The 26,082-nt window shown below is 29.0% G+C and carries 25 protein-coding genes and 1 other annotated feature; of the genes, 17 read left to right on the top strand and 8 right to left on the bottom strand.

Going from position 1 to position 26,082, the window contains the following annotated elements; genetic code table 11:
- Window positions 1-47 precede the first annotated feature (47 nt).
- Window positions 48-857, top strand: coding sequence for a sugar-phosphatase (yidA, locus tag P8F83_RS00205; RefSeq protein ID WP_326512965.1), 810 nt, complete (start codon window positions 48-50; stop codon window positions 855-857).
- A gap of 39 nt (window positions 858-896) precedes the next feature.
- Here yidA and P8F83_RS00210 read toward each other — a convergent pair whose 3' ends face one another.
- Window positions 897-1,889, bottom strand: coding sequence for an LCP family protein (locus P8F83_RS00210; RefSeq protein WP_420022614.1), 993 nt, complete (start codon window positions 1,887-1,889; stop codon window positions 897-899).
- Window positions 1,890-2,045: 156 nt separating this feature from the next.
- Here P8F83_RS00210 and galU point away from each other — a divergent pair, with 156 nt between their 5' ends.
- Window positions 2,046-2,921: a UTP--glucose-1-phosphate uridylyltransferase GalU gene (galU, locus tag P8F83_RS00215; protein WP_286904975.1), complete on the top strand. Its 876-nt coding sequence runs from the start codon at window positions 2,046-2,048 to the stop codon at window positions 2,919-2,921.
- Window positions 2,922-3,015: 94 nt separating this feature from the next.
- On the opposite strand, the gene trpS is transcribed toward galU, so the two are convergent.
- The 3 genes from trpS to P8F83_RS00230 form a co-directional block, all read right to left on the bottom strand.
- Window positions 3,016-4,014 carry a tryptophan--tRNA ligase gene (gene trpS / locus P8F83_RS00220; RefSeq protein WP_326512966.1) on the bottom strand — a complete coding sequence of 333 codons (999 nt, stop codon included), beginning with the start codon at window positions 4,012-4,014 and terminating at the stop codon, window positions 3,016-3,018.
- 268 nt (window positions 4,015-4,282) lie between these two features.
- Window positions 4,283-4,513, bottom strand: a binding site (T-box leader).
- A gap of 52 nt (window positions 4,514-4,565) precedes the next feature.
- On the bottom strand, window positions 4,566-4,721 hold the full coding sequence (locus P8F83_RS00225) for a lmo0937 family membrane protein (RefSeq protein WP_021803142.1): 156 nt from the start codon (window positions 4,719-4,721) through the stop codon (window positions 4,566-4,568).
- Window positions 4,722-4,789: 68 nt separating this feature from the next.
- The gene (locus P8F83_RS00230; protein WP_326512967.1) at window positions 4,790-5,860 is read right to left on the bottom strand and encodes a GerAB/ArcD/ProY family transporter; all 1,071 of its coding nucleotides are present in this window, start codon (window positions 5,858-5,860) and stop codon (window positions 4,790-4,792) included.
- Between the two features lie 97 nt (window positions 5,861-5,957).
- On the opposite strand from P8F83_RS00230, the gene P8F83_RS00235 reads away from it, so the two are divergent.
- From P8F83_RS00235 to P8F83_RS00270, 8 genes are all read left to right on the top strand, one after another.
- Window positions 5,958-7,355: a spore germination protein gene (locus P8F83_RS00235; protein ID WP_326512968.1), complete on the top strand. Its 1,398-nt coding sequence runs from the start codon at window positions 5,958-5,960 to the stop codon at window positions 7,353-7,355.
- 2 nt (window positions 7,356-7,357) lie between these two features.
- Window positions 7,358-8,479, top strand: coding sequence for a Ger(x)C family spore germination protein (locus P8F83_RS00240; protein WP_326512969.1), 1,122 nt, complete (start codon window positions 7,358-7,360; stop codon window positions 8,477-8,479).
- Window positions 8,480-8,601: 122 nt separating this feature from the next.
- Complete coding sequence (locus tag P8F83_RS00245) at window positions 8,602-9,744, top strand: AlbA family DNA-binding domain-containing protein (protein ID WP_326512970.1); 1,143 nt, start codon at window positions 8,602-8,604, stop codon at window positions 9,742-9,744.
- 51 nt (window positions 9,745-9,795) lie between these two features.
- On the top strand, window positions 9,796-10,218 hold the full coding sequence (locus tag P8F83_RS00250) for a hypothetical protein (protein ID WP_073020658.1): 423 nt from the start codon (window positions 9,796-9,798) through the stop codon (window positions 10,216-10,218).
- A 125-nt stretch (window positions 10,219-10,343) separates the two neighbouring features.
- On the top strand, window positions 10,344-11,564 hold the full coding sequence (tyrS, locus tag P8F83_RS00255; RefSeq protein WP_326512971.1) for a tyrosine--tRNA ligase: 1,221 nt from the start codon (window positions 10,344-10,346) through the stop codon (window positions 11,562-11,564).
- A gap of 98 nt (window positions 11,565-11,662) precedes the next feature.
- Window positions 11,663-13,501: a flagellar hook-length control protein FliK gene (locus P8F83_RS00260; RefSeq protein WP_326512972.1), complete on the top strand. Its 1,839-nt coding sequence runs from the start codon at window positions 11,663-11,665 to the stop codon at window positions 13,499-13,501.
- 5 nt (window positions 13,502-13,506) lie between these two features.
- Entirely contained in the window at window positions 13,507-13,770 is a 264-nt protein-coding gene (locus P8F83_RS00265; RefSeq protein ID WP_073020664.1) for an EscU/YscU/HrcU family type III secretion system export apparatus switch protein, read from the top strand.
- Between the two features lie 5 nt (window positions 13,771-13,775).
- Window positions 13,776-14,465 (top strand): metallophosphoesterase, encoded by a 690-nt coding sequence (locus tag P8F83_RS00270; RefSeq protein WP_326512973.1) that lies wholly within the window; start codon window positions 13,776-13,778, stop codon window positions 14,463-14,465.
- A 40-nt stretch (window positions 14,466-14,505) separates the two neighbouring features.
- Here P8F83_RS00270 and P8F83_RS00275 read toward each other — a convergent pair whose 3' ends face one another.
- Together P8F83_RS00275 and P8F83_RS00280 are read right to left on the bottom strand one after the other, a co-directional pair.
- A complete protein-coding gene (locus P8F83_RS00275) occupies window positions 14,506-15,480 on the bottom strand; it encodes a methyl-accepting chemotaxis protein (protein WP_021803132.1) in 975 nt (324 codons plus the stop codon).
- Between the two features lie 32 nt (window positions 15,481-15,512).
- On the bottom strand, window positions 15,513-16,295 hold the full coding sequence (locus P8F83_RS00280) for a DUF2225 domain-containing protein (RefSeq protein ID WP_326512974.1): 783 nt from the start codon (window positions 16,293-16,295) through the stop codon (window positions 15,513-15,515).
- A gap of 111 nt (window positions 16,296-16,406) precedes the next feature.
- Here P8F83_RS00280 and yjbM point away from each other — a divergent pair, with 111 nt between their 5' ends.
- The 5 genes from yjbM to P8F83_RS00305 all read left to right on the top strand — a co-directional run bounded on the left by yjbM (window position 16,407) and on the right by P8F83_RS00305 (window position 21,442).
- Entirely contained in the window at window positions 16,407-17,204 is a 798-nt protein-coding gene (yjbM, locus tag P8F83_RS00285; protein ID WP_073020672.1) for a GTP diphosphokinase, read from the top strand.
- 137 nt (window positions 17,205-17,341) lie between these two features.
- Window positions 17,342-18,118 (top strand): hypothetical protein, encoded by a 777-nt coding sequence (locus P8F83_RS00290; protein WP_326512975.1) that lies wholly within the window; start codon window positions 17,342-17,344, stop codon window positions 18,116-18,118.
- 21 nt (window positions 18,119-18,139) lie between these two features.
- On the top strand, window positions 18,140-19,258 hold the full coding sequence (locus P8F83_RS00295) for an AAA family ATPase (RefSeq protein WP_326512976.1): 1,119 nt from the start codon (window positions 18,140-18,142) through the stop codon (window positions 19,256-19,258).
- A 13-nt stretch (window positions 19,259-19,271) separates the two neighbouring features.
- Complete coding sequence (locus P8F83_RS00300) at window positions 19,272-20,606, top strand: vWA domain-containing protein (protein ID WP_326512977.1); 1,335 nt, start codon at window positions 19,272-19,274, stop codon at window positions 20,604-20,606.
- Between the two features lie 185 nt (window positions 20,607-20,791).
- On the top strand, window positions 20,792-21,442 hold the full coding sequence (locus tag P8F83_RS00305) for a hypothetical protein (protein ID WP_073020677.1): 651 nt from the start codon (window positions 20,792-20,794) through the stop codon (window positions 21,440-21,442).
- A gap of 56 nt (window positions 21,443-21,498) precedes the next feature.
- On the opposite strand, the gene P8F83_RS00310 is transcribed toward P8F83_RS00305, so the two are convergent.
- Window positions 21,499-21,828, bottom strand: a complete 330-nt coding sequence (locus P8F83_RS00310) for a HesB-like protein (protein WP_021803125.1) — start codon at window positions 21,826-21,828, stop codon at window positions 21,499-21,501.
- Window positions 21,829-22,036: 208 nt separating this feature from the next.
- Here P8F83_RS00310 and P8F83_RS00315 point away from each other — a divergent pair, with 208 nt between their 5' ends.
- Both P8F83_RS00315 and aroD read left to right on the top strand, forming a co-directional pair.
- Window positions 22,037-22,771 (top strand): polyamine aminopropyltransferase, encoded by a 735-nt coding sequence (locus P8F83_RS00315; protein ID WP_326512978.1) that lies wholly within the window; start codon window positions 22,037-22,039, stop codon window positions 22,769-22,771.
- 48 nt (window positions 22,772-22,819) lie between these two features.
- Window positions 22,820-23,584 (top strand): type I 3-dehydroquinate dehydratase, encoded by a 765-nt coding sequence (gene aroD / locus P8F83_RS00320; RefSeq protein ID WP_326512979.1) that lies wholly within the window; start codon window positions 22,820-22,822, stop codon window positions 23,582-23,584.
- A 44-nt stretch (window positions 23,585-23,628) separates the two neighbouring features.
- On the opposite strand, the gene leuS is transcribed toward aroD, so the two are convergent.
- Window positions 23,629-26,079 (bottom strand): leucine--tRNA ligase, encoded by a 2,451-nt coding sequence (leuS, locus tag P8F83_RS00325; RefSeq protein ID WP_326512980.1) that lies wholly within the window; start codon window positions 26,077-26,079, stop codon window positions 23,629-23,631.
- Between the last annotated feature and the right edge of the window lie 3 nt (window positions 26,080-26,082).

The following is a 26,082-nucleotide window of genomic DNA, read 5'->3' on the forward strand; positions in this document are numbered from 1 at the left end:
TATAGTTTAAAATAACTTTAGATGAAAAATTAGGGGGAGTAAGTTATATGTATAAATTGGTAGCCATAGATATGGATGGTACTCTTTTAAGAGAAGATAAATCTGTATCTGATAGAACAAGAGAAGCTATAAAAGCTGCAAAAGCTAAAGGGGTAAAAATAGTTTTAGCATCAGGTAGACCTATAGAAGGAATAAACAGATATCTTGAAGAGTTAGATTTAATATCAAAAGAGGATTATGTTTTAAGTTATAATGGATCACTAGTATTAAATACTGAAACTAAAGAAGTAATAAGCAGTGATATATTATCAGGAAAAGATATACATGATTTATATAAAATTAGTAAAGAACTAGGAGTAAATATTCATGCTTTTTCTAGAACTCATGGTTTAATTACACCTAAGACTAGTACCTATACTGAGGTGGAGGCTGAGATTAACGGTATTAGGATTAATGAGATGGATTTTAACTTAGTAGGCAAAAATGATGAAATAGTTAAAATAATGTTTATTGATGAACCAGAAATATTAGCAAAGGCAGTGGATAATCTTCCTAAGGATTTATATGAAAAATATACAATAGTGAGAAGTACTCCATTTTTCTTAGAATTTTTAAATATTAATAGTAATAAAGGAACTGGTATGGAAGCCTTAGCTAATTACTTGAATATTAAAAAAGAAGAGATTATTTGCATAGGAGATGCAGATAATGATAGGCATATGGTAGAATATGCAGGGCTAGGAGTAGCTATGGAAAACGCTATTGAGGATATTAAAAATATTTCTCAATATGTAACATCATCAAATAATGATGATGGAGTAGCAGAAGTTATAGAAAAATTTATACTAGATGTTTAAAAAAAGACCTTTTGCACTATTGCAAAAGGTCTTTTAAAATTAACTTTCAAATATAAATTGATGCATTTGTTCAACAGTTTTTGCCTTATCAAAGGTTTGATAATACACTCCATTAATCATTTGACCAGCACCATTATCATCTCTAGGGAATCTATCTTGAACAAGTCCACCAGATAAAGATACTGATGAAGTAGCTAATTTAAGAATATCACCACTATTTAAACTGGTTTTTACTAATGGTAATAATTCATTTAATATTGCTGGATATTGAGTTTTATTAGTTGATTTTATAGTGTTAAATAAAGCTTCAAAAATTATTCTGTGTCTATGAGTTCTTTCTTGATCTCCGCCATCATATCTTATTCTAGCATAGGCTAAAGCTTGAATACCGTTAACATGTTGGGGACCAGTGCTAGTTATATTAGCAGCATTTGTTTTCTTTTCTGCATTAAGACTACCTATATAACTATTTATGTATTTTAAATCACCAGAAGTTATATCTAGATCTATCCCACCTAATTGATCAACTACTTTTGGTAAACTATCAAAATTAACAGTGGCAAAATCTTTAATATTTAAATCAAAATTTGTATTAATAGTACTTATAGATAATTCAGGTCCACCAAAAGCATATGCATGATTTATTTTATCTTTACCATGGCCTTTAATATCAACATATGAGTCTCTCATGATTGATGAAAGCTTTAATTTGTTATGAACATTATCTACAGAAAGAATCATTATAGAATCTGAACGACCTGTTTCACCATCTTCTGAATCTATACCTAATAAAAGTATGTTTGTAATATTTGTATCTTTATATTTTTCCTCAACTTCTTGAGAAATATCTAAATTATCCTCATTAATTTCAACCTTATCAACTTTACCAAGCATAGACATGGTTAATCCTACACCTATACCAGCAATTATTAAAACTACTAGCAATAATGATAATATAATCCATTTCTTTTTATTTTTCTTCTTCTTTTTATTAGGGCCTTTACTTCTTCTTTTTCTATCCTCCACAATAATACACTCCTTCCCATGATTTGTATTTTAACACAATCGTATCTTAGTGTAAATTACAAAATTATTTCAATAAATAGATACATTGTAAAATATAGACTTTCAATAAAATTATATGGTAATATTTTATTGAGATATTTTATTTATGAGAGGAGAGTTAGTATGAAAGTTAAAAAGGCTATAATTCCAGCTGCAGGACTTGGAACAAGATTTTTACCTGCAACAAAGGCTTTACCTAAAGAGATGTTACCGATAGTTGATAAACCAACCATGCAGTATATAATAGAAGAGGCAATAGCATCAGGAATAGAAGAAATATTAATAATAACAGGTAGAAACAAAAAATCTATTGAGGATCATTTTGATAAATCTATAGAACTTGAAATGGAACTAGAAAAATCAGGAAAACAAGATTTGCTGGATTTAGTAAGAGATATATCTGGAATGGTAGATATTCATTATATAAGACAAAAAGAGCCTAAAGGATTAGGGCATGCAATTCTTTGTGCTAAAACTTTTGTTGGAAATGAACCATTCGCAGTACTTCTAGGGGATGATGTAGTACATAGCGAGAATCCATGTTTAGGACAGTTGATAGAGTGCTTTAATGAATATAAAACAACCATACTTGGGGTGCAAACGGTTCCTGAAGATGATGTAAATAAGTATGGGATAGTAGATGGTATCCATATTGAAGATAGGGTTTATAAAGTAAAAGATTTAGTAGAAAAACCGTCTAGAGATGAAGCGCCTAGCAATGTTGCTATTCTTGGAAGGTATATAATAACACCACAGATATTTAATATACTAGAGAAAACTAAACCTGGAAAAGGTGGAGAAATCCAGCTTACAGATGCATTAAAAGAACTTATATCTCAAGAGGCTATGTATGCATATGATTTTGAAGGAAGACGATATGATGTTGGAGATAAACTAGGATTTTTACAAGCTACAGTAGAGTATGCCCTTAGAAAAGATGATTTGAGGGATGCATTTTCAGAGTATTTAAAAACTAAACCATGGGAAACCGTAAAATAATTTCAGTTACTATTATATTATACAAGTATATAAAAACGTCAAGACTTAAACTAGTTTTGACGTTTTTATATGCATTAATTTGCTTATAAATTAATTACCTAGGAATAAGACCTATTTTCTTTTGAACTTTTCTTAGGACTTTATTAGCGGTATAATTTGCTTTTTCTGCTCCTGTTTTATATATGCTTTCCAGATAATTTTTGTCTGCCAAAAGATTTTTGATTTTTTCTTGTAAAGGGGTTAATTCTTCAATTATACTTTCTGCGACATCGCTTTTTAATTGAGCGTATCCTTTATCAGAATAATCAGCAGCTATTTCTTCTGGAACTATACCTTTAATTGAACTTAAAATGTTTATAAGATTTCTTATTCCTGGTTGTTCATCAGAATAATTTATTTTTCCAACTGTATCTGTAACAGCCCTACTAACTTTCTTTCTTATGACATCAGGAGGATCCATTATTAAAATATAAGAGTTAGGATTCTCATCAGATTTAGACATTTTCTTTTCAGGTTCTTGTAAACTCATAATTTTAGCACCGGCTTTAGGTATATAAGGCTCAGGTATTTTAAAGGTTTCACTGTAGGCATTATTAAATCTATTAGCTATGTCTCTAGTTAGTTCTAAATGTTGTTTTTGATCTTTTCCAACTGGTACTAGATCAGTGTTGTAAAGTAATATATCAGAAGCCATTAATACAGGATAATTAAATAGTGCAGAACCTATTGAATCACCCAATTTTTGTGATTTATCTTTATATTGAGTCATTCTGCTAAGTTCCCCAATATAGGTATTACAGCCAAGTAACCAAGAACATTCACTATGAGCTGGAACGTGGGATTGAATAAACAGAGTGTTTTTTTCTGGATCAATTCCTGCACCTATATAAATAGCTAATACTTCTAAGGTTCTTTTTCTTAAATCAGCAGGTGTTTGGCGAACTGTAATAGCGTGTAAATCAACTACACAAAAATAACAGTCATATTCATCCTGTAACTTAACCCAATTTTTTAAAGCTCCTAAGTAGTTTCCTATAGTTAAATTTCCAGAGGGTTGAATTCCACTAAAAATAACTTTTTTTCTTTCATCCATAAGTTGGTTCTCCTTCCATGTGCGTTTAATAAAAAATATCAAATTTTACAATATAAAAAAGTCGCCAAGGCGATTATGAGCCGTCGACTTTTTTGCGCATCTACCTTTCCAAACGAATGTGAGGAAAAACTGGCAGGCGCTCAATTTTCTTGTTTTTTATTCTTTAGGAGATTCATGTAGACTTCTTATATTCATATATAATTTAAGTTATCCACAACTTTGAAATAATATAATTTCCTAAAGAATAAAAAAAGCCCTATGGAAAAGTCCATAGGGCGTTATTTACGCGGTGCCACCTAAATTCAAGAGTAGTAATCTCTTCTTTGAAGATACATTCATATCCTGTCTATATAACGTTAGACGAACGTTTTAACCTACTAAAAGTTTCAGTTAAAAACCTCGAAGATCCATTCAACTTAAGTATACATACTGCATCCCACCATAAACAGCTCTCTTAAATGTAACTTTTAAGTTTACTACTTCTTTTCACAGGTTATGATATAATTTTATAATATAATTATATGTTATTAATAGGAATAATGTCAACCAACTCAATAATTCTTTCTTCTTCCAACAAGAGCATCTATTATAAAGACTATAGCAGCAATAACTAGTAAAACATTTATTGCGTAGCCACCTACTTTAAATAGAAGACCTAATAGCCAAAAGAAAACAACTATACCTCCAAGCCATTTTAAGAATCCCATTATATCACCTCCATTTAAATAGGATATATTAATAGTATGTCTAATTGGCCCTAAATTAATGTACAGGATCATTTAAGTTTTTTTCTAATACTATACAAAAATGAAGCTATAACTGGAATTATTAACATAAATAAAATATTTATTAATGTATAAAACTCTAAGAATAAACTTAGCGTAAAGATATTTTTACATAGGTAATAACTAATAATATAGTTAATTATAGATATTGTTATAAAAAATTTATTAGGATTTTTGATTTTGTCTTTATAGATAATGTAAATAGCAAATATACTAAGTAAATACTTTATTATAAAGCCTAATACATTTTGTAAAAGAACAAAAAACTCACCACTCTCAAAGAATTTTCCATACTCGACTCTTTGAGCTTGAGTAAACTCAGGGAAAAATATATTCGCCCCTCTAAAATGATTAAAAAAGCCTAAAATACTAAGAACTGAATAAGTTGAAATTACTGATACTACAATCATGGTAGGAGCGTAATACTTTTTCAACTCACTTTTTTCTTCAATTTTTTTTATATAAGGCAAGGTTATTCCAAAAGAAGAGAAATAACCTAATATGTATAGTATAGAAAGTAATGAATTAAAATTAAATGGATTACCGAATACAGGGGTAACATAGTTAATTTTAATATAGGGTATAAATAAAAATGCTAATATTAACATACACAAAAACATAGTAGCAATAGAAATTAAAGAAAGCCTAAGGATGGATGAGAATCCCATACAAAGCATATAAGCAGACGCTGATATAAAAAATAGTAATGCAAACCAAGCAGGCGTTTCAATAAATACAGTGTTGTGTATTGAAGTTGAAAATATGGAGACACTTTCAATAGCATTAAACATTAATAAAAGCGAAAAGCAAAACAAAAATATTTTTCCTAAATATTTTCCGTAGGAAGATTCAAATAAATCATTCATACTTGAAATATTGAATTTTATAAATATATTAATTATATAATAACCTAAAACACCAATAAGTATGGATGAAAAAAGAACTAATAACCAACTATCTCTTCCCCCTAATGATAAAAATAGTATCGGATATGTCTTTATAGATATTAATGTAACGCACAAGACTAAAAATATATGGTGTTTACTTGTGTATTTTTTCAAAATATTCACCTCTTAATTAGTAACTTTTAAAAATAGTATTTGCAAATTTGGGAATATTAAACCTAGAAAGGAAAAATAATAAGGAATGGTGATGTTTATGAATAACTACTTAGAAGAACTGAAAAAAACATATGAAAATACCTTTGACGTAAAATATAGAGATATAGAGACCCCACTTGGAAAAGCAACATTGATATTTATTGATGTATTATGTTCTAGCGCATTTATAAGTGAATATATAGTAGCTCCATTAACTTCTAAAAATTATTCTATTAAAAATGTTGATGATATATTAACTAAAGTAATAACAATGAACTTAGCAGGAACTGTTAAAGATATGAAAGATGCTAATGAACATATCTTAATGGGTGATGTTGTTATTGTTTTTGAGAAAAGTGACACTATGATTTATTGTGAGACTAAGAGTTTCGTTAGAAGAGGAGTAGGGATTCCTTTAACAGAGTCAGTAGTTAAAGGGCCAAGAGAAGGATTTGCTGAAGCTTTTGTTGATAATGTTGCCTTAATTAGAAGAAGAGTAAGAAATGTAAATTTAAAACTTGAACCTCTTATATTAGGAAAAGAATCTAATACATCAGTATGTATAGCATATTTAAAGGGTGTAGCTCCAGATAATTTGGTACAGAAAGTTAAAGATAAAATACAACAATCTAACTATAACTTCTTGCTAGATACAAATTACATAGAAAACACATTAACTGAAAAAAGAAGTTTGTTTGATACCATAGGATACTCAGAAAAGCCAGATGAGATTTCCGCAAAGATTATGGAAGGTAGAGTAGCAATAATAGTAGATGGGACTCCTTTTGTAGTAACTGTACCATATTTTTTCGTGGAAAACTTTCAAACTCCAGATGATTATTATTTAAATAGATATTTTGCTAATTTTACAAGAATATTAAGGTGGTCAGCATTTTTTATAGCTATGTTTTTACCTGCCTTATATGTGGCATTTATAACTTATCATTTTGGAATGATACCGACTATGTTTATATTTAGAATGGCTGTTGCAAGAGCTGGAGTACCATTTCCAACTTTCGTTGAAGTTATTTTGATGATGTTATTCTTTCAACTTATAAAGGAGGCAGGACTTAGATTGCCTCAGCCTATAGGAAGTGCTATGAGTATTGTATCAGCATTGATATTAGGAGAAGCGGCTGTAGGAGCTGGGCTAGCTTCTAGAGTAACAATTTTGGTTGTTGCAATAAGTACTTTGTCATATTTCTTAATACCAAAGACCTATGGAGCAATATCTTTATGGTCAATTATATTAGTAATAGTAGCGTCTTTATTTGGTATACCTGGATTTATTATAGGATCCATGATATTAATTAGTCACTTAGGTTCATTACAGAGCTGTGGATATTCATTCTTGTTCCCATTAGGAAGTATAAAAAGATACGGATTTAGGGATGTTATACTAAGAGGTAACTTAGAGGATATATCTAAAAATGTAATAAAGGATGAGGAGGAGTAGGTATGAAACTAAGAAAATATGTGACTGTACTAATAATTATTATTACTACAACCTTCTCATTTACAGGCTGCTATAATTATCAAGATATTAACAAAGTTACATTTGTTACTGCTTCAATAATGGATATAGATGAAGATGATAATGTTTTAATATACTTGGAGTGTATAAATCCATATAGAAGTACTAATGAGAGTTCAGATAAAGGGCAAAAGATGATATATGTAGGAAGAGGTAAGACTTATCTTGAAGCAATTAGGGATGTAAACAGAACCTCAGCCTATAAGATAAATTTTTCTCAAAATAGAGCACTTATATTTACAGAAAATGCAGTCACAAAGGGGATAAAAAAACATATAGACTTAATTAATAGAGACCAGGAGTTTTTAGTAAAACCTTATATGTTTATATATTACGGAGCAGTGGATTCATTACTGAGTTATGGGCAAAATAAAGACGAATATTTAGGCCTGTTTTTAGATGAGTTAACTTTAAAAACCAAGGCTACGCCTAGAGTTATAACTGAAAATACAAATGATTATCTGACTGAAAGGTTAGCTGGTAATGGAATAGCGTTGATGGGAGGTTTAAAGTTTAAAGAGGAGCTAGGAAAAAGTAATTTAGAGTTATTTGGAGGAGGAATATTAAAAAATGATACTTTAGTTAAAAATATAGATGTTGAAGATACTTTAAGTTATAATTTCCTAAATGATAAAGTAAGAACAGGAACATTAGAAATAAAAAACCCCCAAGCACCTAATGAGTTTATAACTTTAGAAATTCTCAAAAGTAAAACAAAAACAGACTTAGAATATGATGGAGAAAGAATTAATTTATACAAAACTGTCTATTTAACAGTTACTATTGCAGAATCTCAGCATAGATTAGTTATAGATGATACTGTAATAGAGATTTTGAAAAGAAATGAGATTAATAATATGAAACAATTTCTTAATGATGTTTTTAATAAATATAAGAATGAAGGGGTAGATATATTTGAAATAGATAGATTGTTAGAGCGGAAATATCCTAATTTGGTTTTGGAAGATACGATAGGAATAACAGATTTAATACTAAACATAAAAGTTGATATTGAAGGAGCTACTAAAATAAAAAATACATATTGAATATGGATATAAGTCATTTCTAAAATATAACTAATTTATATTTTAGAAATGACTATATTTTTTATACTTATTTGGTTATTATATAATATAATGTATATAAGGAACTAGTAAGGGGCATAGTTATGGATAGAAAGAAACTACTTTCTTTAATAAAAAGAGATGAAGGAATAAAATTAGATTATAAACAGAAAATAGATATAAATTCTGAGTATGGTAAGAAAGAACTAGCAAAGGATATATGTGCTATTGCTAATTCAAGAGGGGGAAGAGGTTATCTTATAGTTGGTATTGAAGATAAAAGTAAAGAGATAACAGGATATGAAAAGCAATACTCTTTTACTGAAGAGCAAATACAACAAATCATATCAACAAGATGTGAACCACCTATACCAATTAAAGTTGATGATATTTATATAGATGGAAAAGAAGTATCTGTAATAACTATATATGATGGGCAACAAAAGCCTTATCAAATAAGAGAAAATGGTGCGTTTTATATAAGAAGAGGCTCAACTACTGATGTAATGAGAAAACAAGAGTTGCTTTCATCATTTCAAGAAAATTTGAATCTTATTTTAGAATCTTATCCAGTTATAAGAAGTAGTCAGGAAATCTTAGATAATGATACTATAGAAAAGTATTTTAAAAATAAGGGGATAATCTTAAATAGTGATAACAGAGAATTTTTACTTGAAAGTTCATCTATAATATATAAAGATAGAGATTCAGGAAAATATTGCTGTACTTTTGGTGGTTTATCGGTATTTTCTAATTTTAATAACTTGTATATTCCCCATAATATGGTTAGAATAAAATTAAACAATAAAAACAATATAGTAATAGTTCAAGGCAAATTATTAGATATAATAGACAAATGCGAAAAAGTATTATCTGAAGAATTACCCAATAATTATCCTAAAGAAGCTGTAATTGAAGCATTGAAAAATGCGGTATTGTATAGAGATTATACGCATACAAATAGAGATATAGAGATAATTATTAGCAGAAAGTCAATAAGTGTGATTAGTCCAGGAAATTTGATCTATTCTAAAGAATCTAGTCAAATACCAAATGATTTAAGCAGAAATTCATGGCTTTATGAAAAATTAATTACTTTAGATGATAAAAAGAGGTTTTTGCAGACCAGAAGGGGCTTTTATTTAATGAGAAATTCTTTTAGTGGAAAAGGGAAAGTAAAAATTATTAATTCAAAGGCTGAAGGAACCTTTAAGATCATTTTTCCAGGAACATCTGTGTTTGAATAATAAAAAAATAGAAATATCTATTTTTTATTAAATATATAAGGGGTGGTACCAATGATTCATGTATTTTGTGGACAACGAGGATCAGGAAAAACCAAAAAGCTTATAGATTTGGCTAACGACAATGTTCAATTTGCAAGAGGAGAATCAGTTTATATCGATGATGACAATAGAGCTATGCTAGTTTTAAATCGAAATATACGATTTATTTCAACAGATGATTTTAAATTAAAAGATTATGAAAGTTTTTATGGCTTCTTATGTGGGCTTATATCTGAAAATTATGATATAGAATATATCTATATTGATGAGTTATCTAATATTGTAAGAGGAAAGGACCTATGTAGCGCTAATTCTTTATTTGAGAAAATTAATGAATTAAGTAGGAGGTATGAAGTTAAGTTTTTTATAAATCTTAATCATGATTGCGAAGATTTACCAGAGTTTATAAAACAGTATAACTATAATTACAACTAAAATTGAAAACAATTACCTTGATATATAAAGCCCCAATGGGGCTTTTAATTTTAAGTATATGTTGATTAATAAATGAATTATTTATATACTAATATTATCTTTGTATGAGTTCTAGGAGGAATAGTATGGAAACAGTTTTGGATGAATTAATGGAGCGTGGGTATATAAAACAATTTACTCATGAAGCTGAAACAAGAGAATTATTAGAAAAAGAAAAGATTACATTTTACATAGGATTTGATCCAACGGCAGATTCACTACATGTAGGGCACTTTATCGCAATGATGTTTATGGCGCATATGCAAAAAGCAGGACATAGACCTATAGCTCTTCTAGGAGGAGGAACTGCAATGGTTGGAGATCCTAGTGGAAAAACAGATATGAGACAAATGCTTACAAAAGAACAAATAGAGTCTAATGTTTCATCTATAAAGAAGCAAATGGAAAAGTTCATTGATTTTGAAGATGGAAAGGCTCTAATTGTAAATAATGCAGATTGGTTATTAAATTTAAACTATGTAGATTTTTTAAGAGAAGTAGGAATGCATTTTTCTGTTAATAGAATGCTTACAGCAGAATGCTTTAAACAAAGACTTGAAAAAGGATTATCCTTCTTAGAATTTAACTATATGTTAATGCAAGGATATGATTTTTATGTATTAAATAAAGAATATGGATGTAAAATGCAGCTTGGTGGAGATGATCAATGGTCTAACATGATAGCTGGTGTTGAATTAATAAGAAGAAAAGCAAGTAAAGATTCTTTTGCAATGACTTGCACACTACTTACTAATAGTGAAGGACAAAAAATGGGTAAAACAGTAAATGGAGCATTGTGGTTAGACCCAGAAAAAACTTCTCCTTATGAATTTTATCAATATTGGAGAAACGTTGGGGACTCAGATGTTCAGAAATGTTTATCCTTATTGACATTTGTGCCTATGGATGAAGTAAGAAGGTTAAGTAGCTTAGAGGGTGCAGAAATTAATGAAGCTAAAAAAGTTTTAGCTTTTGAGATTACTAAATTAGTTCATGGAGAAGAAGAAGCTAATAAAGCTAAAGAAGCATCAGAAGCCTTATTTGGTTCAGGCGTTAATATGGATAATGTACCTACAACTACTATTTCAGAAGATAGTATAGGGAAAAGTATATTGGATGTATTAGCAGAATCTAAAATTGTTCCATCAAAGGCAGAAGCTAGAAGATTAATACAGCAAGGTGGACTTTCCGTTAATGGAGAGAAAGTAACAGATATAAAGAGAGTGCTTACTATTAACGATTTTCAAGACGGTTCAGCACTTATTAAAAGAGGAAAGAAAAACTATAATAGAATAGTTGTAGAATAAAAATTGAAAGCAATAAGATTTTTTAACTTATTGCTTTTAGTTTTGTATAATAAGATACGATAATAATATATAGTATTTTGTATGGGAGTGGAGCTAAGATGCCTGGTATTTGGAATATAAATTCAGTATATAATGTAGGTTCAAAAAAATTATCATCTAAGTTAACATTTGAAGTAGGCGAAAAATTTGCAGGCAGGGTAATGAGGATTAGTCAAAATAAAGGAGAGTTTACAATAAAGCTTCTTGATGGATGGCAATTCATAGCTCAACTTGACGAAAATTTAACACCAGAGCAATTAGAAGGACTACTAAAGTTTCAGGTACTAGGATTTCAGGACGGGAAATTAAAATTAAAATTAGTTAGGCAAGAAGATAAAGCAACTAGTGAGGAGAACAATCCACTCAATGCATTAATTAAATCTCAAGGTTTAGCGAAGGAAGAAATAGAAACGTTAAAGCAGTTAGTAAAGTTTAATATACCACTAACTAAAGACAATATATCAAAATATTCGTCTATATTTAATTTCAATGAAAAAATAAAACTTGATGAAAAAGAAGTAGATAATTTTATAAATAATTATATCTCAAGTAAAAATATACCTATTGACTCCGAAGAATCTAAAAGTATTAGGGAAAAACTACAAAGTTTTTTTAAAGAGTTTAAGAATATGAAAGCAGAAGATATTTTAACTTTTATAGAAAATGATATAGATTTAACCGAATCAAACATAAAGGCATTTAATAGGATATTTAAAGGTGATGAATCTATAGAAAAGATTCTTTTGAAAGCTCCAGTAGAAGGGAATGTAATAGAAGAAAGTACTAGTAATGATGTGGTAAAGAATAGTATGGGCAATACTTACGAAGCTAACAATAATGATTTGAAGAATATTGCACCTAAAGAAGTTTATACAAACTCCAGTCAAGAGAAAAAAATAAGTATTTTAGATATGTTGAAAAAAATATCTGGAGATTTTGAAGAAGTTAATAATAATGAGAAAAACGTTAATCTAAACTTGAGTAAAGAAGGAATTAAAAACGAAATAGTTATTAATAAAGATACTATTATTAATAAGAATACTATTATAAATTATTTTAAAGAGAACAATATTAATACAGAAAGTCTGACAGATAAAGATATAGAAAAGTTTATAGAGATAGTAAATAATAAGAATACAGATGAAGCTGATATGCAGGAGTATAAGTTTAAAAATATATCTTTTAGCACAACTAAAGACGTAAAGGAGTTTATAGATATTTTAAAAAATCAAGCAACTATTCCCAAAAATGATAAAGTAGATAAAGTAATGACTCCATTAGAGGTAGAACAAGATGAATTTGTACAAGCAAAAGAGTTAGTTAAAGATGTACATAAAGCTACGCCGGAGATAATAAAAGAAGGTATTAAAGCAAAAGCTTTAGATATTAAGGATATAATCAAAGAGGTTATACTATCTTCAAAAAATGGAGATGATGAAGGGGAAGCCTTTAATAAAGTTATAGAGTTTATTAAAGGAAATGCTGCAGAAGTAAAGGTATTTAATTCAGTAAGTAATAATTATTATTACATGAATATACCTTTAAAGGTGAAGCAAGATGAATACGAATGTAAGCTTATAGTTAAAGATGAAAGAGGAAAAGGAAAAAAATTAGATTCTAGCAATGTAAAAATGATTGTATCTGTAAAAACATTAAACTTAGGAAATGTGGATGCATATATAAAGCTTCAAAATAAGAATTTAGATATTGATTTAAAATGTTCAAAGGAATATGTTAAAATTCTTGATAAAGAAAAAAATAAACTTATAGAATCATTAAATACCATAGGATATAATAGTAAAGTAATAGTATCTAGAGCCATAGAAGAGGTTAATATAAGTACATCAAGGGAATTTTTTAATTCTACTAATCTAGTTATATTAGATAGAAAGGTGTAAGGATAATGAAACAGAGAAAAAAAGCAGTTGCACTTAAGTATGAATTAAATAATGAAGCTCCTATAATAACAGCAGCTGGTATGGGACCAATAGCTGATAAAATAATTGAAAAAGCTGAGGAAAGTGATGTGCCTGTAGTTTATAATAAGGAATTAACAGATTTACTATCAAATGTTGATATCGGGAAAGAAATTCCTGAAGATTTATATGAGGCTGTAGCATACATTATTGCATTTGTAACAGATTTGGATAAAAAGAATGAAAGGTGAGTATTATGGCATTATACGCTATATCAGATCTTCATTTATCTTTTAGTACGGATAAACCTATGAGTATTTTTGGAGATAATTGGATAGGGCATGAAAATAAAATAAAAAAAAATTGGGAAGATAAAATCAATGAGAGTGATACTGTTTTAATTGGGGGAGATATATCTTGGTCAATGAACGCAGATGAATCTAGAGAAGACTTAAAATGGATTAATGCTCTTCCAGGTAGGAAGATAATAATTAAAGGGAATCACGATTATTGGTGGAGTAGTATAACAAAGCTTAATTCGCTATATGTTGGAATGAATTTTATACAAAATAATTATTTTAGTTATAATGAGTGGGCAATATGTGGAACTAGGGGATGGATATGTCCTGACAGTGATAAGTTTGCGGAGAAAGATAAGAAAATATATGACCGGGAACTTATAAGGCTTAGATTATCTTTAGATGCAGCCAAAAGAGATGGATATAAAAAATTTATATGTATGATACATTATCCTCCAACTAATGAAAAATTTAATTCATCAGGGTTTGTTGAAATTTTTAATGAATTTAAAGTTGAGAAAGTTATATATGGTCATTTACATGGTCCAGCTCTTGGTAAGGTAATACAAGGAACATATGATGGAGTTGAGTATATTATGACATCCTGTGATTTTATAAATTTTGACCCAGTTAAAATAATGGATTAGTATAACATAAAAAGGAACCTATTAAAGGTTCCTTTTTATGTTATTTATTTATAATATTTAAAATAGATTCTATGGAATCATGAAGATCATTACAAGCTTGAGAGTCTATTTTTACTGCAGCAGAAATCTCTTGGGTTAAAGCTGTATTTTCAAGAGTTATTGTTTCTAAATCCCTAACAAGACCAATGGAATCATCTTTATTAGCTGCAACAGAAGTTAGATTTTCAATAAATTCATCTATTTCAGTAACAGCCTCATTGATGGATGTTTTAATATTTTTAAAAGTTCCCTTAGTTGATTCAATAGCATCTTGTTGAGAGCTTAATGCAACATTTCCAGTACTCATAGCTGTAGAAGCACTTAAAATGTCCACTTTAATTTCTCCTAATAAATTAGTTATACTTTGAACAGCTTGCTTAGAATTTTCAGCTAGCTTTCTAACTTCTCCAGCAACTACAGAGAATCCTCTACCAGCTTCTCCAGCACGTGCAGCTTCAATTGCAGCATTAAGTGCAAGTAAGTTTGTTTGGCTAGCAATCTGACTTATAGAATCGGTAATTGAATTAACATATTCAAGCTTGCTAACTAATTCATTAATAGTATCAGAACTTACAGTAAAAGCCTGTTTAAGTTCACTTAAAGAATTATCCAAAGTATTTATAGTCTCAACACCTTGATCAGCGGAAGAATCTGTATCAAGAACCTTAATATGTACATTAGTTACGTTATAAGCAAGCTCTTCTAGTGAAGCACCAATGCTTCGTATAGAACTACTAACATTAGATAATTGATCACTTTGTTTTATAGATGAATCTGCTAAAGAAGATACAGAGTCTTCTATGTTACCAATAGAATTTTTTAAACTTTCAGAGTTTGCCTTCGTACTTTGTAACTCTGAAGATATTGAATCTAATATAGTATAATCATTAGTAGGTTCAATAATAGCGTTTTTTGAGGAAATATCTTGAGAAATTTCCTTAGGTTCAACATTTTTCTTTTTTGAGAATAAACTCATAGTAAAATCCTCCTAAGTTTTATTTGATAATATTATTTGTTTTTATAATCTTTTATAAGATCTTTACAATCTCTTGCAAGATCTTTAACTTTTTGAGGAACTCCAGGGGTCGTAATAACGCTAGAGAACCATCTTAATGCCTCATCATAGTTACCAACTCTTCTATTTAATTCACCAATTAAATACATTATACTATATCTATGCATACCATATATAGGGAAATCCTCACTACTATATGCTTCGTTAAAACCATTCAAAGCTTGAGATAAAAATGAAATCTCGTTGTCAGTATCTTCTAGGAGCCTGTACATCCAAGCAGTTTTCAAACAAATCATTGCTTTAGTACTATTTTTTGCTTCCATGAATATAGCGTTAACTAAGGCTAATTTGAATCTCTCTATAGCTACTTTCTCATCAAAAACTTCAGGATATTCTCTTCCTTTCCATTTTGGAGTAATTGAGGATAATATAATTTCCTTTTGAAAAGCCTTTATTTTAGGGAAATCAGCTTTCATGGCAGTATATCCACAACTATTACAAACCCATACATCATATAAATAGGGGTTAATTACATCATAATGAATAAATAAGTCAGAATCTTGTCCCCTCATTCTAGGGGAATTAACTTTAACAGATTTAACCTTGAAAGAAGCACTACAAACAGGACAATCTACTTGTTTATCAAATATATGACTCATAGGGTCCAATTCTTTCTTTTCAACTATAGTCTGTTTTTGCTTTTTCTCTTCATATACTTTTAAACCGTTTAAATTATCGAATCCCAGATTCTCTAATCCGGAAAAAATGTTACCCATTGTCAACACCTCTGTAAAATTGTATTAATATCATTATATCATAAATTTTAATTATCAGAAGCACTTTATTTTGGTATAATAAATATAGATTTAAGGAGTAGGTGAGACAATATGGCTATAAATGACTGGAAAAAATTTCTGATACCCTATGAACAGGCAGTAGAAGAATTAAAGATAAAACTAAAAAGTATTAGAAAAGAATATAGGAAGAGAAAAGAATACTCACCAATAGAATTTGTGACAGGAAGAGTAAAAGAAGTTAGCTCTATGTTAGAAAAGGCTAATAAATTTGAAATTCCTTTAGATAGATTGCAGTATGAGCTTGAAGATATTGCAGGAGTAAGGATAATGTGTCAGTTTGTTGATGATATAGATAGAGTTGTAGAAATATTAAGAAAAAGAAGAGATATGCAGATCTTATATGAAAAAGATTATGTGAGAAATGTTAAAAGTTCAGGATATAGGAGTTATCACATGATAATAAAATACCCAGTTAATATGGCAGACGGACAAAAAGAAATCTTAGCAGAATTTCAAATAAGAACTTTGGCTATGAACTTTTGGGCAACTATAGAACATTCCTTAAATTATAAGTATAAACATCAAAAACCACAGGAGATAATGTCAAAATTGAAAAGTGCAGCCGATGCAGCCTTTAGATTAGATGAAGAAATGCTTTTAATAAAAGATGAAATAAAAGATGCTCAAAAATTATTTGAAGTTAAGTCTGATGTAATATCCAGCATAATGAATAATATATTAACATTAATGGGATTAGGTAGAATAGCTGAAGCTAGCAGATTTCAAAATTCTCTTAATAAACTATTAGAAGAGGGAGAAATGTGGGAATTTAACAACTTACTGTTTTTAATTCAGCGAGAAATTGAAAAATATAAAGAATCTAGATAAAGGGAACTTCAAATGATAGAAGTTTCCTTTTTAATAACTATTATTAAGTAATAGATAAATTCTTTTTAGTGGTATATAATTATATTAAGAAAAAAGTTGTTTTATATTATTAACATAGAAAACGAAGGGAAGTAAAGATGGAGAAATATGATTTAGAAATAAAAATTAAGGATAATCCTATTTATATTAGAGAAATAGATAATCCTAGTGAAGATATTAAAATATTGGCAGTAAGAAAAAATGGAACAGTTATAAGATATATAAAAGAACCATCAGAAGCTGTACAAATAGAGGCAATAAAAAGCAACCCACTTTCTATAGAGTATATAGAAAATCCAGAGGAAGAGGCTTCAATAATAGCTGTTAAAAGCTTATGGAATGCATTAAAGCTTATAAAACATCCAACAGAAAAAATTCTTAGAGCTGCTATACAAACTAAAGGATGGGCAATTCAGTTTGTAAATAATCCTAAAGAAGAACTTCAAATATTAGCCGTAGAAAATGATTATGATGCAATAAAATATATAAAAAAACCAAGTGAAAATGTAGTATTAAAAGCCATAGAGAACTACTGGGGGGCTATTAGGTTTGTTGATAATCCATCAATGGAAAGCAAGAAAAAGGCTATATCATTAAATGAAGAAGCTATAAACTATATAAATTATACTTATGAAGAGTTAGTTGAACTAATTGAAGTTAATATTAATGTAGTAAAGTACGTTTATAACGATATAAGCATTGATTTAGTTGTAGATATACTAACCAAAAAGGTTAGGGAAGATCGTATAGATGAGAAATACTTAAAAGATTTCCTAAATCTAGAGGTTTTAGAAATGGACAAAATAAATTTTATAAATAATTTTGGTAGTAAGACAGCAAGAAAAATCTTAGTTGATTATAAACTTTCAATTTAGCTTAAGAAAGGACGAAAAAAATTGAATTTTAGAGAAGCATTAAAAACAGTGGAGTTAATTATAGAGGCCAAAGATGTACCGCTACTAATTGGAGAAAGTGGAATAGGGAAGACATCATTAATAAAAGAATTAGCATACAATAAAAATTGTGAATTAGTTACTATAGATGCAAATTTACTAAAGGAGGGGGAAATAGGAGGATTACCAACAGTAGAAAAAAGAGAATTCTTAGTGAAGGGAATTTCTAAAAGTAGAAAAGTAACTGAATACGCTACTCATTCAAAATTGATAGAGGTAGATAGTTATATAGAACAAGGTAAGCAAGTAGTTTTATTTATAGATGAATTAAATAGATGCGAACATACAGTTCAACAGGAACTTATGAATTTAATATTAAATAGAGAAATAAATGGATATAACTTAAGTGAAGATGTTTATGTAATAGCGGCTATGAATCCATCTAACAAATATGATGATTATGAAGAAAGTGAATATCAAGTAATAGATATGGACCCAGCCCAAGAAGATAGATTTGTTTGGATCCAAATGGAATCAGAACTAAAAGAATGGGTAAGATGGGCTATGACAAAAGGGCAGATACATGAGCATATAATAGAATTTATATCAACTTTTCCAGAATTTCTTCATACCCCAAACTCTAAAGAACATATAAAAGCTACACCAAGAAGTTGGGAGAGGGTTTCTAAGGGATATAAGGCGTTTTTAAAGAATAAAGACTCTACGGGGAAAAATATATTCTTTAATTTGGTTAAAGGAAATGTAGGAGCTTCAATTGCTGGAGATTTTATAAACTTTTTAGACAATTTAAAGAATCCATTAATTAAACCAGAAGAGGTATTTAGAGAAAATATATTAGTATTTGATATTAAAGATAGAATCTCAAAGGAAAGTCATTCACGACTATATATATTATCTAAAAATTGTTTGAATTATATTGAGTCATTATCTATAAGAGAAAAAGAAATATCTGTTTTTTCAGAGCTACTTAGTTTTTATCCAAAGGATTTAAGATTAGGAATAATGAAGGAAATAAAAAGTGATTACTCTAAAAAACTTTATGATGAGATGCTTGAGAATGAAAACTTCCTAGATGCATTTTTTAATATCTATTCTAATTAGTTGGGGTGATGTTATGGATTTTGAAAAAAATAGTAAGGAATTATTGAAAGTATGTTATGAAATAGAATCTCAGAATGATTTTAAAGATTATCATAAAAGAAAATTTTGGGAACTAATAGAGTTTATAAATATAAGTCTTTTATCCAGCGAAGATAACTTTTTTGGACAATTTATGATTCAGATTAAGAGGGAGATTAATTTTAACATTACTTGGCCCATAGCAACTGAAGTTACGCTGGAAGGATATAAAATGCATTTTAACCCATTTTTAATGCTTTCTTTATCTCTTAAGGAGATGGAAGCACTTATAAAACATGAGATATATCATATAATGTATAACCATTATGAAAGAGAACGTAGCCTAAAGAACAAAGTATCTACTTTGGCTATAAATATAGCAATGGACTTATCTATAAATCAGTATATAAAAAATCTACCTGCATTTTGTAAGAAGCTTCATACAGTAAACATAGAGTATGATTTAGATTTAAAAGAAGATATGCCTATTGAAGTCTATGCGGAAGAGATACAAAAGGCTATAGATAAAAGAAAAAATAAAAAGGTAATAAATAAAGATTCTAATATACAAAGGTCTATAGACTTAGAAAGAGCTCATGAGTTATGGGAAAGAGGAGAGTTAACCTTAGATAATATTAAAGATATAAAGAAAAGAACCTCTAAAAGTGCGTATAAAGGGAAAGCTCCTAAGGATATTGAAAAAATGATTCTATCTTTTGATGAAAAAGAAGAAATAGATTGGAAATCTCATTTAAAAAGATTATTAAATACCTCTAAGATTGGTTATAAAAAAACTATAACCAGAAAAGACAGAAGACAGCCTGATAGATTGGATATTAGAGGGGTGTTACCTAATAATATACCAGAAATATTAGTTGCTATAGATATATCCGCATCTATGAGTGATGGGGAAATTAAAAGCATAATGAAAGAAATATTAGCTTTATGCAGAAATAAGCTTGGAAAGATAAAAGTAATTGAATGTGATAACCAAATTAGGCGTATTTATGAACTTAAATCTACTAAGGATATAAAACAAAGAATGAATAAAAGTGGAGCTACTCAATTCTCTCCAGTATTTAATTATATAAAAGAGAATAACTATAGAAATCATATATTGATATATTTTACTGATGGAGTAGGAGAAAAGGAATTAACAGTTAAACCTATAAACTATAAAACTATATGGGTTTTAACCTCAAAAGATAATCTTTCATTAAATAAAAACTATGGTGTAGTTACTAGATTAGAAAAGGTACAAGTTGAGGGATATGGTTATGATTATGGACTACAGGCAGTTAGAGATGCTATACATGATTGGGCAAGGTAAATAAAAGAAGCTATTACAGGAAGTGATAGCTTCTTTTATTATAAGGAAATTGTTAATAAAGAGTTTATGGTAATATTGTTAAGGAGATGCTATTATTTCTATAGGGAGATAATAATTATTGATGTCAATAATTGTAGAAAAATGAAAGATGGTGTGGTATAATTATCAAAATAGGGGGGGATTGAATGAGACAATTATCCGTAAAGAATTGTTTTTTTATTGTGGTCATAATTCTTGTGATAAGCTTTTCATTAAATATTTATTTTGCCTTAGATAATAAAAAGTATGAGAAAAAGATAGGCGAAAAATCCAATAATGAAATTTGTTCAATTAAAGATAAAAATGAGGCCAATCTTATAATGCTTGAGATGGTTACAGAAAAGGGAAGTATATCTAAAAAAGATATAACTAAGCTATACTCTAATTACAATGATATTTCAAAGAATTTATATACCTTACTTGAGGAATATAATGAGTATAAAGAGGATAGGACAATATTTAATAAGAAAGTTGTAGAGAGTAATGGATTAATTTTAGATGATATTTATGCAAAGGGAAATACATTTATTTTATATATAATGGAGAATAATGAAACACAAAGTGTAGAAGGTACAAAAGTATTTAAACTTAATGAATCAGATAAGGTTAATTTTAAAATGTTATATAATCTATCATTAGAAATTGAAAAATACTTTGAAGATCTTACTGAAAAGTTTCCTATTAGTGGGAATGAATTTAAAAATGAAATTATAAAGAACAGATTATGGATAGATATCTTAAATGATTTAAAGAAAATAAATGATAAATATAGTAGCTTTACTTTACCAGTAAAATAGAAATATAAAAAAAGGAAGAAGTTCACTAAAATGAATTTCTTCCTTTCTAAATGTTATTAGTGACATCCACCACAAGTTCCGCAACCGCTACTTTCAGATTCTATAACAGGTCTTAAACTTAATCCTCTTCCATCATTTTCATCAGTAGAAAGAATTATAAAACCGCCGAATTCATCTATAAGATTTTCTTCAGCAAAAAAAGTAATATCGTTAACTTTTTCAACAACATCATTTTCTTTAGGTTCTTCAACTGATATATTAAAAGCAGGACCACTACATCCATAACCAGCAAGATTTACTCTTACGTTAAAATCAGTAATATCATTTTCACCTAAAAATCCTTTAAACTCAGTATATGCTTCTTCACTTAATATAAATTTATTCATCAACTTCACCTACTTATTTCAATTAATAATAATTATTAATTACATTATAGAATATTTTATAACAAACTTCAAGGGGGGATTTATAAAAAATATTTCTAAAAAATGTAAAACGTGTTATTATAGTAAAGAATGTATTTAATATAAGATCATTAATCATAATATATAAGATACAAGTAATTGACATTATAGTTAGAATGGAAGTGATTATGTGCTTTTTGATAGAGCATATTATATAGATAAAATAAGAGAGTATAATAAAAAAATCAAATGTGAAAAAATTAATAAATTTGAAGTTTCTAAAATTGACGGATTAAAAGGAATAATTCCTCATTATCTTTATGAATTAAATGAGGAGATAGAAGAATCTATTATAGAATTAAGCGATAATACTAAGACATGGATGCGATTAACTCCATTAGAAATAGAAGGCTGCTATGAAAGTATAAAAAGAGCAAAAGGAACTGTTGGAGTAGTAGGATTAGGACTTGGATATTTTATTCAAGAGATATTAAAAAAGAAGGAAGTTAAAAATATAACTGTATATGAAACTTCAAAAGATGTTATAGAAATTTATAAACATAATTTTGGAGAAGATGATAAAATAGAAATAATACAAGAAGATGCTTTTAAAAGTCAATCAAGAAATTTTGATTTCTTTTTTGTTGATATTTATGAATATAAATTGACTTCTAAAATAGCTGAGGATTATAAATTTTTTAATGAACTTCACGATATAAAGGAATATTCTTTCTGGGGGGTTGAAAGGTTTCTGTTAAGTTGTACTATGGAGGATTTAATGCATTTATGTATTCCAGAAGAATGGATGGATATGGCAAGAGATTTATACGATAAATTTAATGATTCCTATTACTTTAACCAGTTTAAACCGCTAGACTATAAAGAGATAGAGAAATTATTAAATGCCTTTGAGCGAATATTATAAAATTATTGGAGAATAAGCTGTGGAGAACTATTGGGGGGGATTAAGTAAATGGAGAAAGTAGTTAAAGTAAAAGATGTAGTGATTGGAGAGGGTTTACCTAAAATATGCGTTCCAATGGTTGGTGAAAGTCTTTCTGAGCTTTTAGAAGAAGCAAATTATCTAAAAGATTTAGATGTAGATATAGTTGAGTGGAGAGTAGATTTTTTTGAGCATGTTAGTGATATAGAAAAAGTAAAACAAGCTTTAAAAGAAATTAGAGAAGTATTAAGTTCTAAACCTATTATATTTACATTCCGTAGCAAAAAAGAAGGCGGACAAAAAGAGGTTAGTTCAGAATTTTATGTTGAATTAAATAAAACAGCAGTAGAAACAAAACTTATTGATGTAATTGATGTTGAATTATTTAATGAAGAAAAAGATGTTAAAACATTAATTGAAGTAGCTCATTTAAATAATATAGCAGTTATAATATCAAATCACGATTTTGATAAAACTCCAGCTAAGGAAGAAATAATAGCACGTCTTCGTAAAGCAGAGAAGCTAGGTGGAGATATTCCTAAAATAGCTGTTATGCCTACTTGTACTGAGGATGTAATCACTTTATTAGATGCAACAAGAATAGTTAAGGAACAGTATATTGAGGGACCTATAATTACGATGTCTATGGCAGGAAAAGGTGTAATAAGTAGAGTTTCTGGAGAATTATTTGGGTCAGCTTTAACTTTTGGAGCCGTTAAAAAGGTTTCTGCACCAGGACAAATATCACTAGTTGATTTACGTAATATAATTGAAGTATTTCACAATAATTTATAATATATATGAAAAAGCAGTAAGGATTAAGCCCTACTGCTTTAACTTTATTTAACAACTATATTTACAAGTCTTCCTTTTATAACTATTACTTTAACAACATTTTTACCATCAATAGCAGCTACTACTTGTGAGTTAGCTAAAGCCTCAGCTTTAATTTCTTCCTCACCTAATCCAGAAGCAATATTTATTTTAGCTTTAATTTTTCCATTGATTTGAATAGCTATTTCAATCTCATCTTTAACTAAAGCTTTTGGATCAAAAGCTGGCCATGATTGGTTAAATATTGAGTAAGAATTACCTAATAGTGACCATTGTTCTTCAGCAAAGTGAGGAACAAATGGTGCTAATAATTTTAAATAATCGTCTAAAGCTTCTTTTAAGAAGGATGAATTCATATCACTTTCTTGAGTGTACTTAGAAAGTGCATTTACAAATTCCATCATTCTAGCTATAGCTGTGTTAAATTGAAGTTTATCTGTATCTTCTGTTACTGATTTTATAGTATTATGTCTCCAGAAGTTTAATTCTTTTTCTGCTTTATCTAAAGTAGTTTTGGAATCTTTATTAGCTTCTATAAATTCTCTTGAAGTTTCTAGGACTCTTTCAATTCTTTCAACAAATCTATTTACAGATTTTATTCCATCGTCGCTCCAAGCGCCACCTTCAGTATATGCAAAACCAAACATCAAGTACATTCTAAATACGTCTGCACCGTATTGTTTTATATAATCATCTGGAGATATAGTATTTCCTTTTGATTTACTCATTTTAAGGCCATCTGGTCCAAGTATAAGACCTTGATGAGTTAAGCTTAAGAATGGTTCATCAAAATTTATATATCCCATATCTCTTAAAGCTTTAGTAACAAATCTTGCATATAATAGATGCATACATGCATGTTCAGGTCCACCTACATATTTATCTACAGGAAGCATTTTGTTAATCATATCTGTATCAAATGCTTTTTCAGAATTATGAGCGTCTGCATATCTTAAATAATAGAAAGATGAACAAACGAATGTATCTAAAGTATCAGCTTCTCTTTTAGCGGCTCCACCACAACAAGGACAAGTCGTATTTATAAAATCCTCATTTTTAGCAAGTGGTGACTTTCCATCTGGAGCAAATTCTACATCATAAGGAAGCATAACAGGAAGATCTTTTTCAGGTACTGGAACAGTTCCACACTTTTCACAATGGATCATTGGAATAGGTGATCCCCAGTATCTTTGTCTAGATACTAACCAGTCTCTTAATCTGTAGTTAACTTTTTGTTCTCCAAGATTGTTTTTATCTAGTTTCTCAACTAGCTTAACCTTAGCTTCTTCTGTTGTTAAACCATCAAATTCTTCTGAATTTACAAGCTTTCCATATTCACAATAAGGAAGTTCTTTAGAATCTCCATTTTTAGCTACGATTACCCTTTCTATAGGTAACTCAAACTTTGTAGCAAAAGCAAAGTCTCTTTCATCATGAGCAGGAACAGCCATAACAGCTCCTGTACCATAAGTAGCTAAAACATAATCTCCAACCCATACAGGAACAGTTCTTCCGTTAATAGGATTTATAGCATATGAACCAGTAAATACACCAGTTTTTTCTCTAGAAATTGATTGTCTTTCTATATCAGATTGCTTTTTAGCAGCTTCTTTATAAGCTTCTACAGCTTCTTTTTGATCAGCTGTTGTGATTTCATCAACCAATGGATTTTCAGGAGCTAAAACTACATAAGTAACTCCGAATAAAGTATCAACTCTTGTAGTAAATACATCAAAGCTTAAATCTGAATCCTTCATATTAAAAGTAACTTGTGCACCAGTAGATTTTCCTATCCAGTGTTTTTGCATTGCTACTGTTTTTTCTGGCCAATCTAAGGTATCTAATTTTTCTAATAATTCATCAGCATAATCAGTGATTTTTAAGAACCATTGAGTTAAGTCTTTTTTAGTTACCTCAGTTGAACATCTTTCACAGGCACCATCAACAACTTGCTCATTTGCAAGAACTGTATTACAAGATGGACACCAGTTAACAGGAGCCTTTTTTCTGTAAGCTAACCCTTTTTCATAAAGTTTTAAAAATAACCATTGAGTCCATTTATAATAATCAGGCTGGCAAGTTACAACTTCACTTTCCCAGTTAAACATAGCGCCCATAGCTTTAAGTTGCTTTTCCATAGTTTCTATGTTTTTTACAGTTGAATCCTTAGGATGTATTCCAGTTTTTATAGCATAGTTTTCTGCTGGTAAACCAAAAGCATCAAAGCCCATTGGTTGAAATACATTATATCCATTCATCTTTTTAAATCTAGCCCAGCTATCTACTGGTCCATAATTAAACCAATGCCCTGCATGAAGCTGACTGCCTGATGGATAAGAGAACATCTCAAGGACATATAACTTCTTATCTAAATTTTCTTTATCAAACTCATATAATTTTGTTTCTTCCCACTTATCTTGCCATTTCTTATCAATGGAAGTTCCGTAGTTTCCCATAGT

The organism is Clostridium intestinale, assembly GCF_035905475.1.
Taxonomy (GTDB): domain Bacteria; phylum Bacillota; class Clostridia; order Clostridiales; family Clostridiaceae; genus Clostridium_T; species Clostridium_T intestinale.

Bases quoted from the DNA above. Each gene is read 5' to 3' on its own strand.
- yidA (WP_326512965.1), top strand. From the start codon at position 48: ATGTATAAATTGGTAGCCATAGATATGGATGGTACTCTTTTAAGAGAA.
- galU (WP_286904975.1), top strand. From the start codon at position 2,046: ATGAAAGTTAAAAAGGCTATAATTCCAGCTGCAGGACTTGGAACAAGA.
- trpS (WP_326512966.1), bottom strand. From the start codon at position 4,014: ATGGATGAAAGAAAAAAAGTTATTTTTAGTGGAATTCAACCCTCTGGA.
- P8F83_RS00225 (WP_021803142.1), bottom strand. From the start codon at position 4,721: ATGGGATTCTTAAAATGGCTTGGAGGTATAGTTGTTTTCTTTTGGCTA.
- P8F83_RS00235 (WP_326512968.1), top strand. From the start codon at position 5,958: ATGAATAACTACTTAGAAGAACTGAAAAAAACATATGAAAATACCTTT.
- P8F83_RS00240 (WP_326512969.1), top strand. From the start codon at position 7,358: ATGAAACTAAGAAAATATGTGACTGTACTAATAATTATTATTACTACA.
- P8F83_RS00245 (WP_326512970.1), top strand. From the start codon at position 8,602: ATGGATAGAAAGAAACTACTTTCTTTAATAAAAAGAGATGAAGGAATA.
- P8F83_RS00250 (WP_073020658.1), top strand. From the start codon at position 9,796: ATGATTCATGTATTTTGTGGACAACGAGGATCAGGAAAAACCAAAAAG.
- tyrS (WP_326512971.1), top strand. From the start codon at position 10,344: ATGGAAACAGTTTTGGATGAATTAATGGAGCGTGGGTATATAAAACAA.
- P8F83_RS00260 (WP_326512972.1), top strand. From the start codon at position 11,663: ATGCCTGGTATTTGGAATATAAATTCAGTATATAATGTAGGTTCAAAA.
- P8F83_RS00265 (WP_073020664.1), top strand. From the start codon at position 13,507: ATGAAACAGAGAAAAAAAGCAGTTGCACTTAAGTATGAATTAAATAAT.
- P8F83_RS00270 (WP_326512973.1), top strand. From the start codon at position 13,776: ATGGCATTATACGCTATATCAGATCTTCATTTATCTTTTAGTACGGAT.
- P8F83_RS00275 (WP_021803132.1), bottom strand. From the start codon at position 15,480: ATGAGTTTATTCTCAAAAAAGAAAAATGTTGAACCTAAGGAAATTTCT.
- P8F83_RS00280 (WP_326512974.1), bottom strand. From the start codon at position 16,295: ATGGGTAACATTTTTTCCGGATTAGAGAATCTGGGATTCGATAATTTA.
- yjbM (WP_073020672.1), top strand. From the start codon at position 16,407: ATGGCTATAAATGACTGGAAAAAATTTCTGATACCCTATGAACAGGCA.
- P8F83_RS00290 (WP_326512975.1), top strand. From the start codon at position 17,342: ATGGAGAAATATGATTTAGAAATAAAAATTAAGGATAATCCTATTTAT.
- P8F83_RS00300 (WP_326512977.1), top strand. From the start codon at position 19,272: ATGGATTTTGAAAAAAATAGTAAGGAATTATTGAAAGTATGTTATGAA.
- P8F83_RS00305 (WP_073020677.1), top strand. From the start codon at position 20,792: ATGAGACAATTATCCGTAAAGAATTGTTTTTTTATTGTGGTCATAATT.
- P8F83_RS00310 (WP_021803125.1), bottom strand. From the start codon at position 21,828: ATGAATAAATTTATATTAAGTGAAGAAGCATATACTGAGTTTAAAGGA.
- aroD (WP_326512979.1), top strand. From the start codon at position 22,820: ATGGAGAAAGTAGTTAAAGTAAAAGATGTAGTGATTGGAGAGGGTTTA.
- leuS (WP_326512980.1), bottom strand. From the start codon at position 26,079: ATGGGAAACTACGGAACTTCCATTGATAAGAAATGGCAAGATAAGTGG.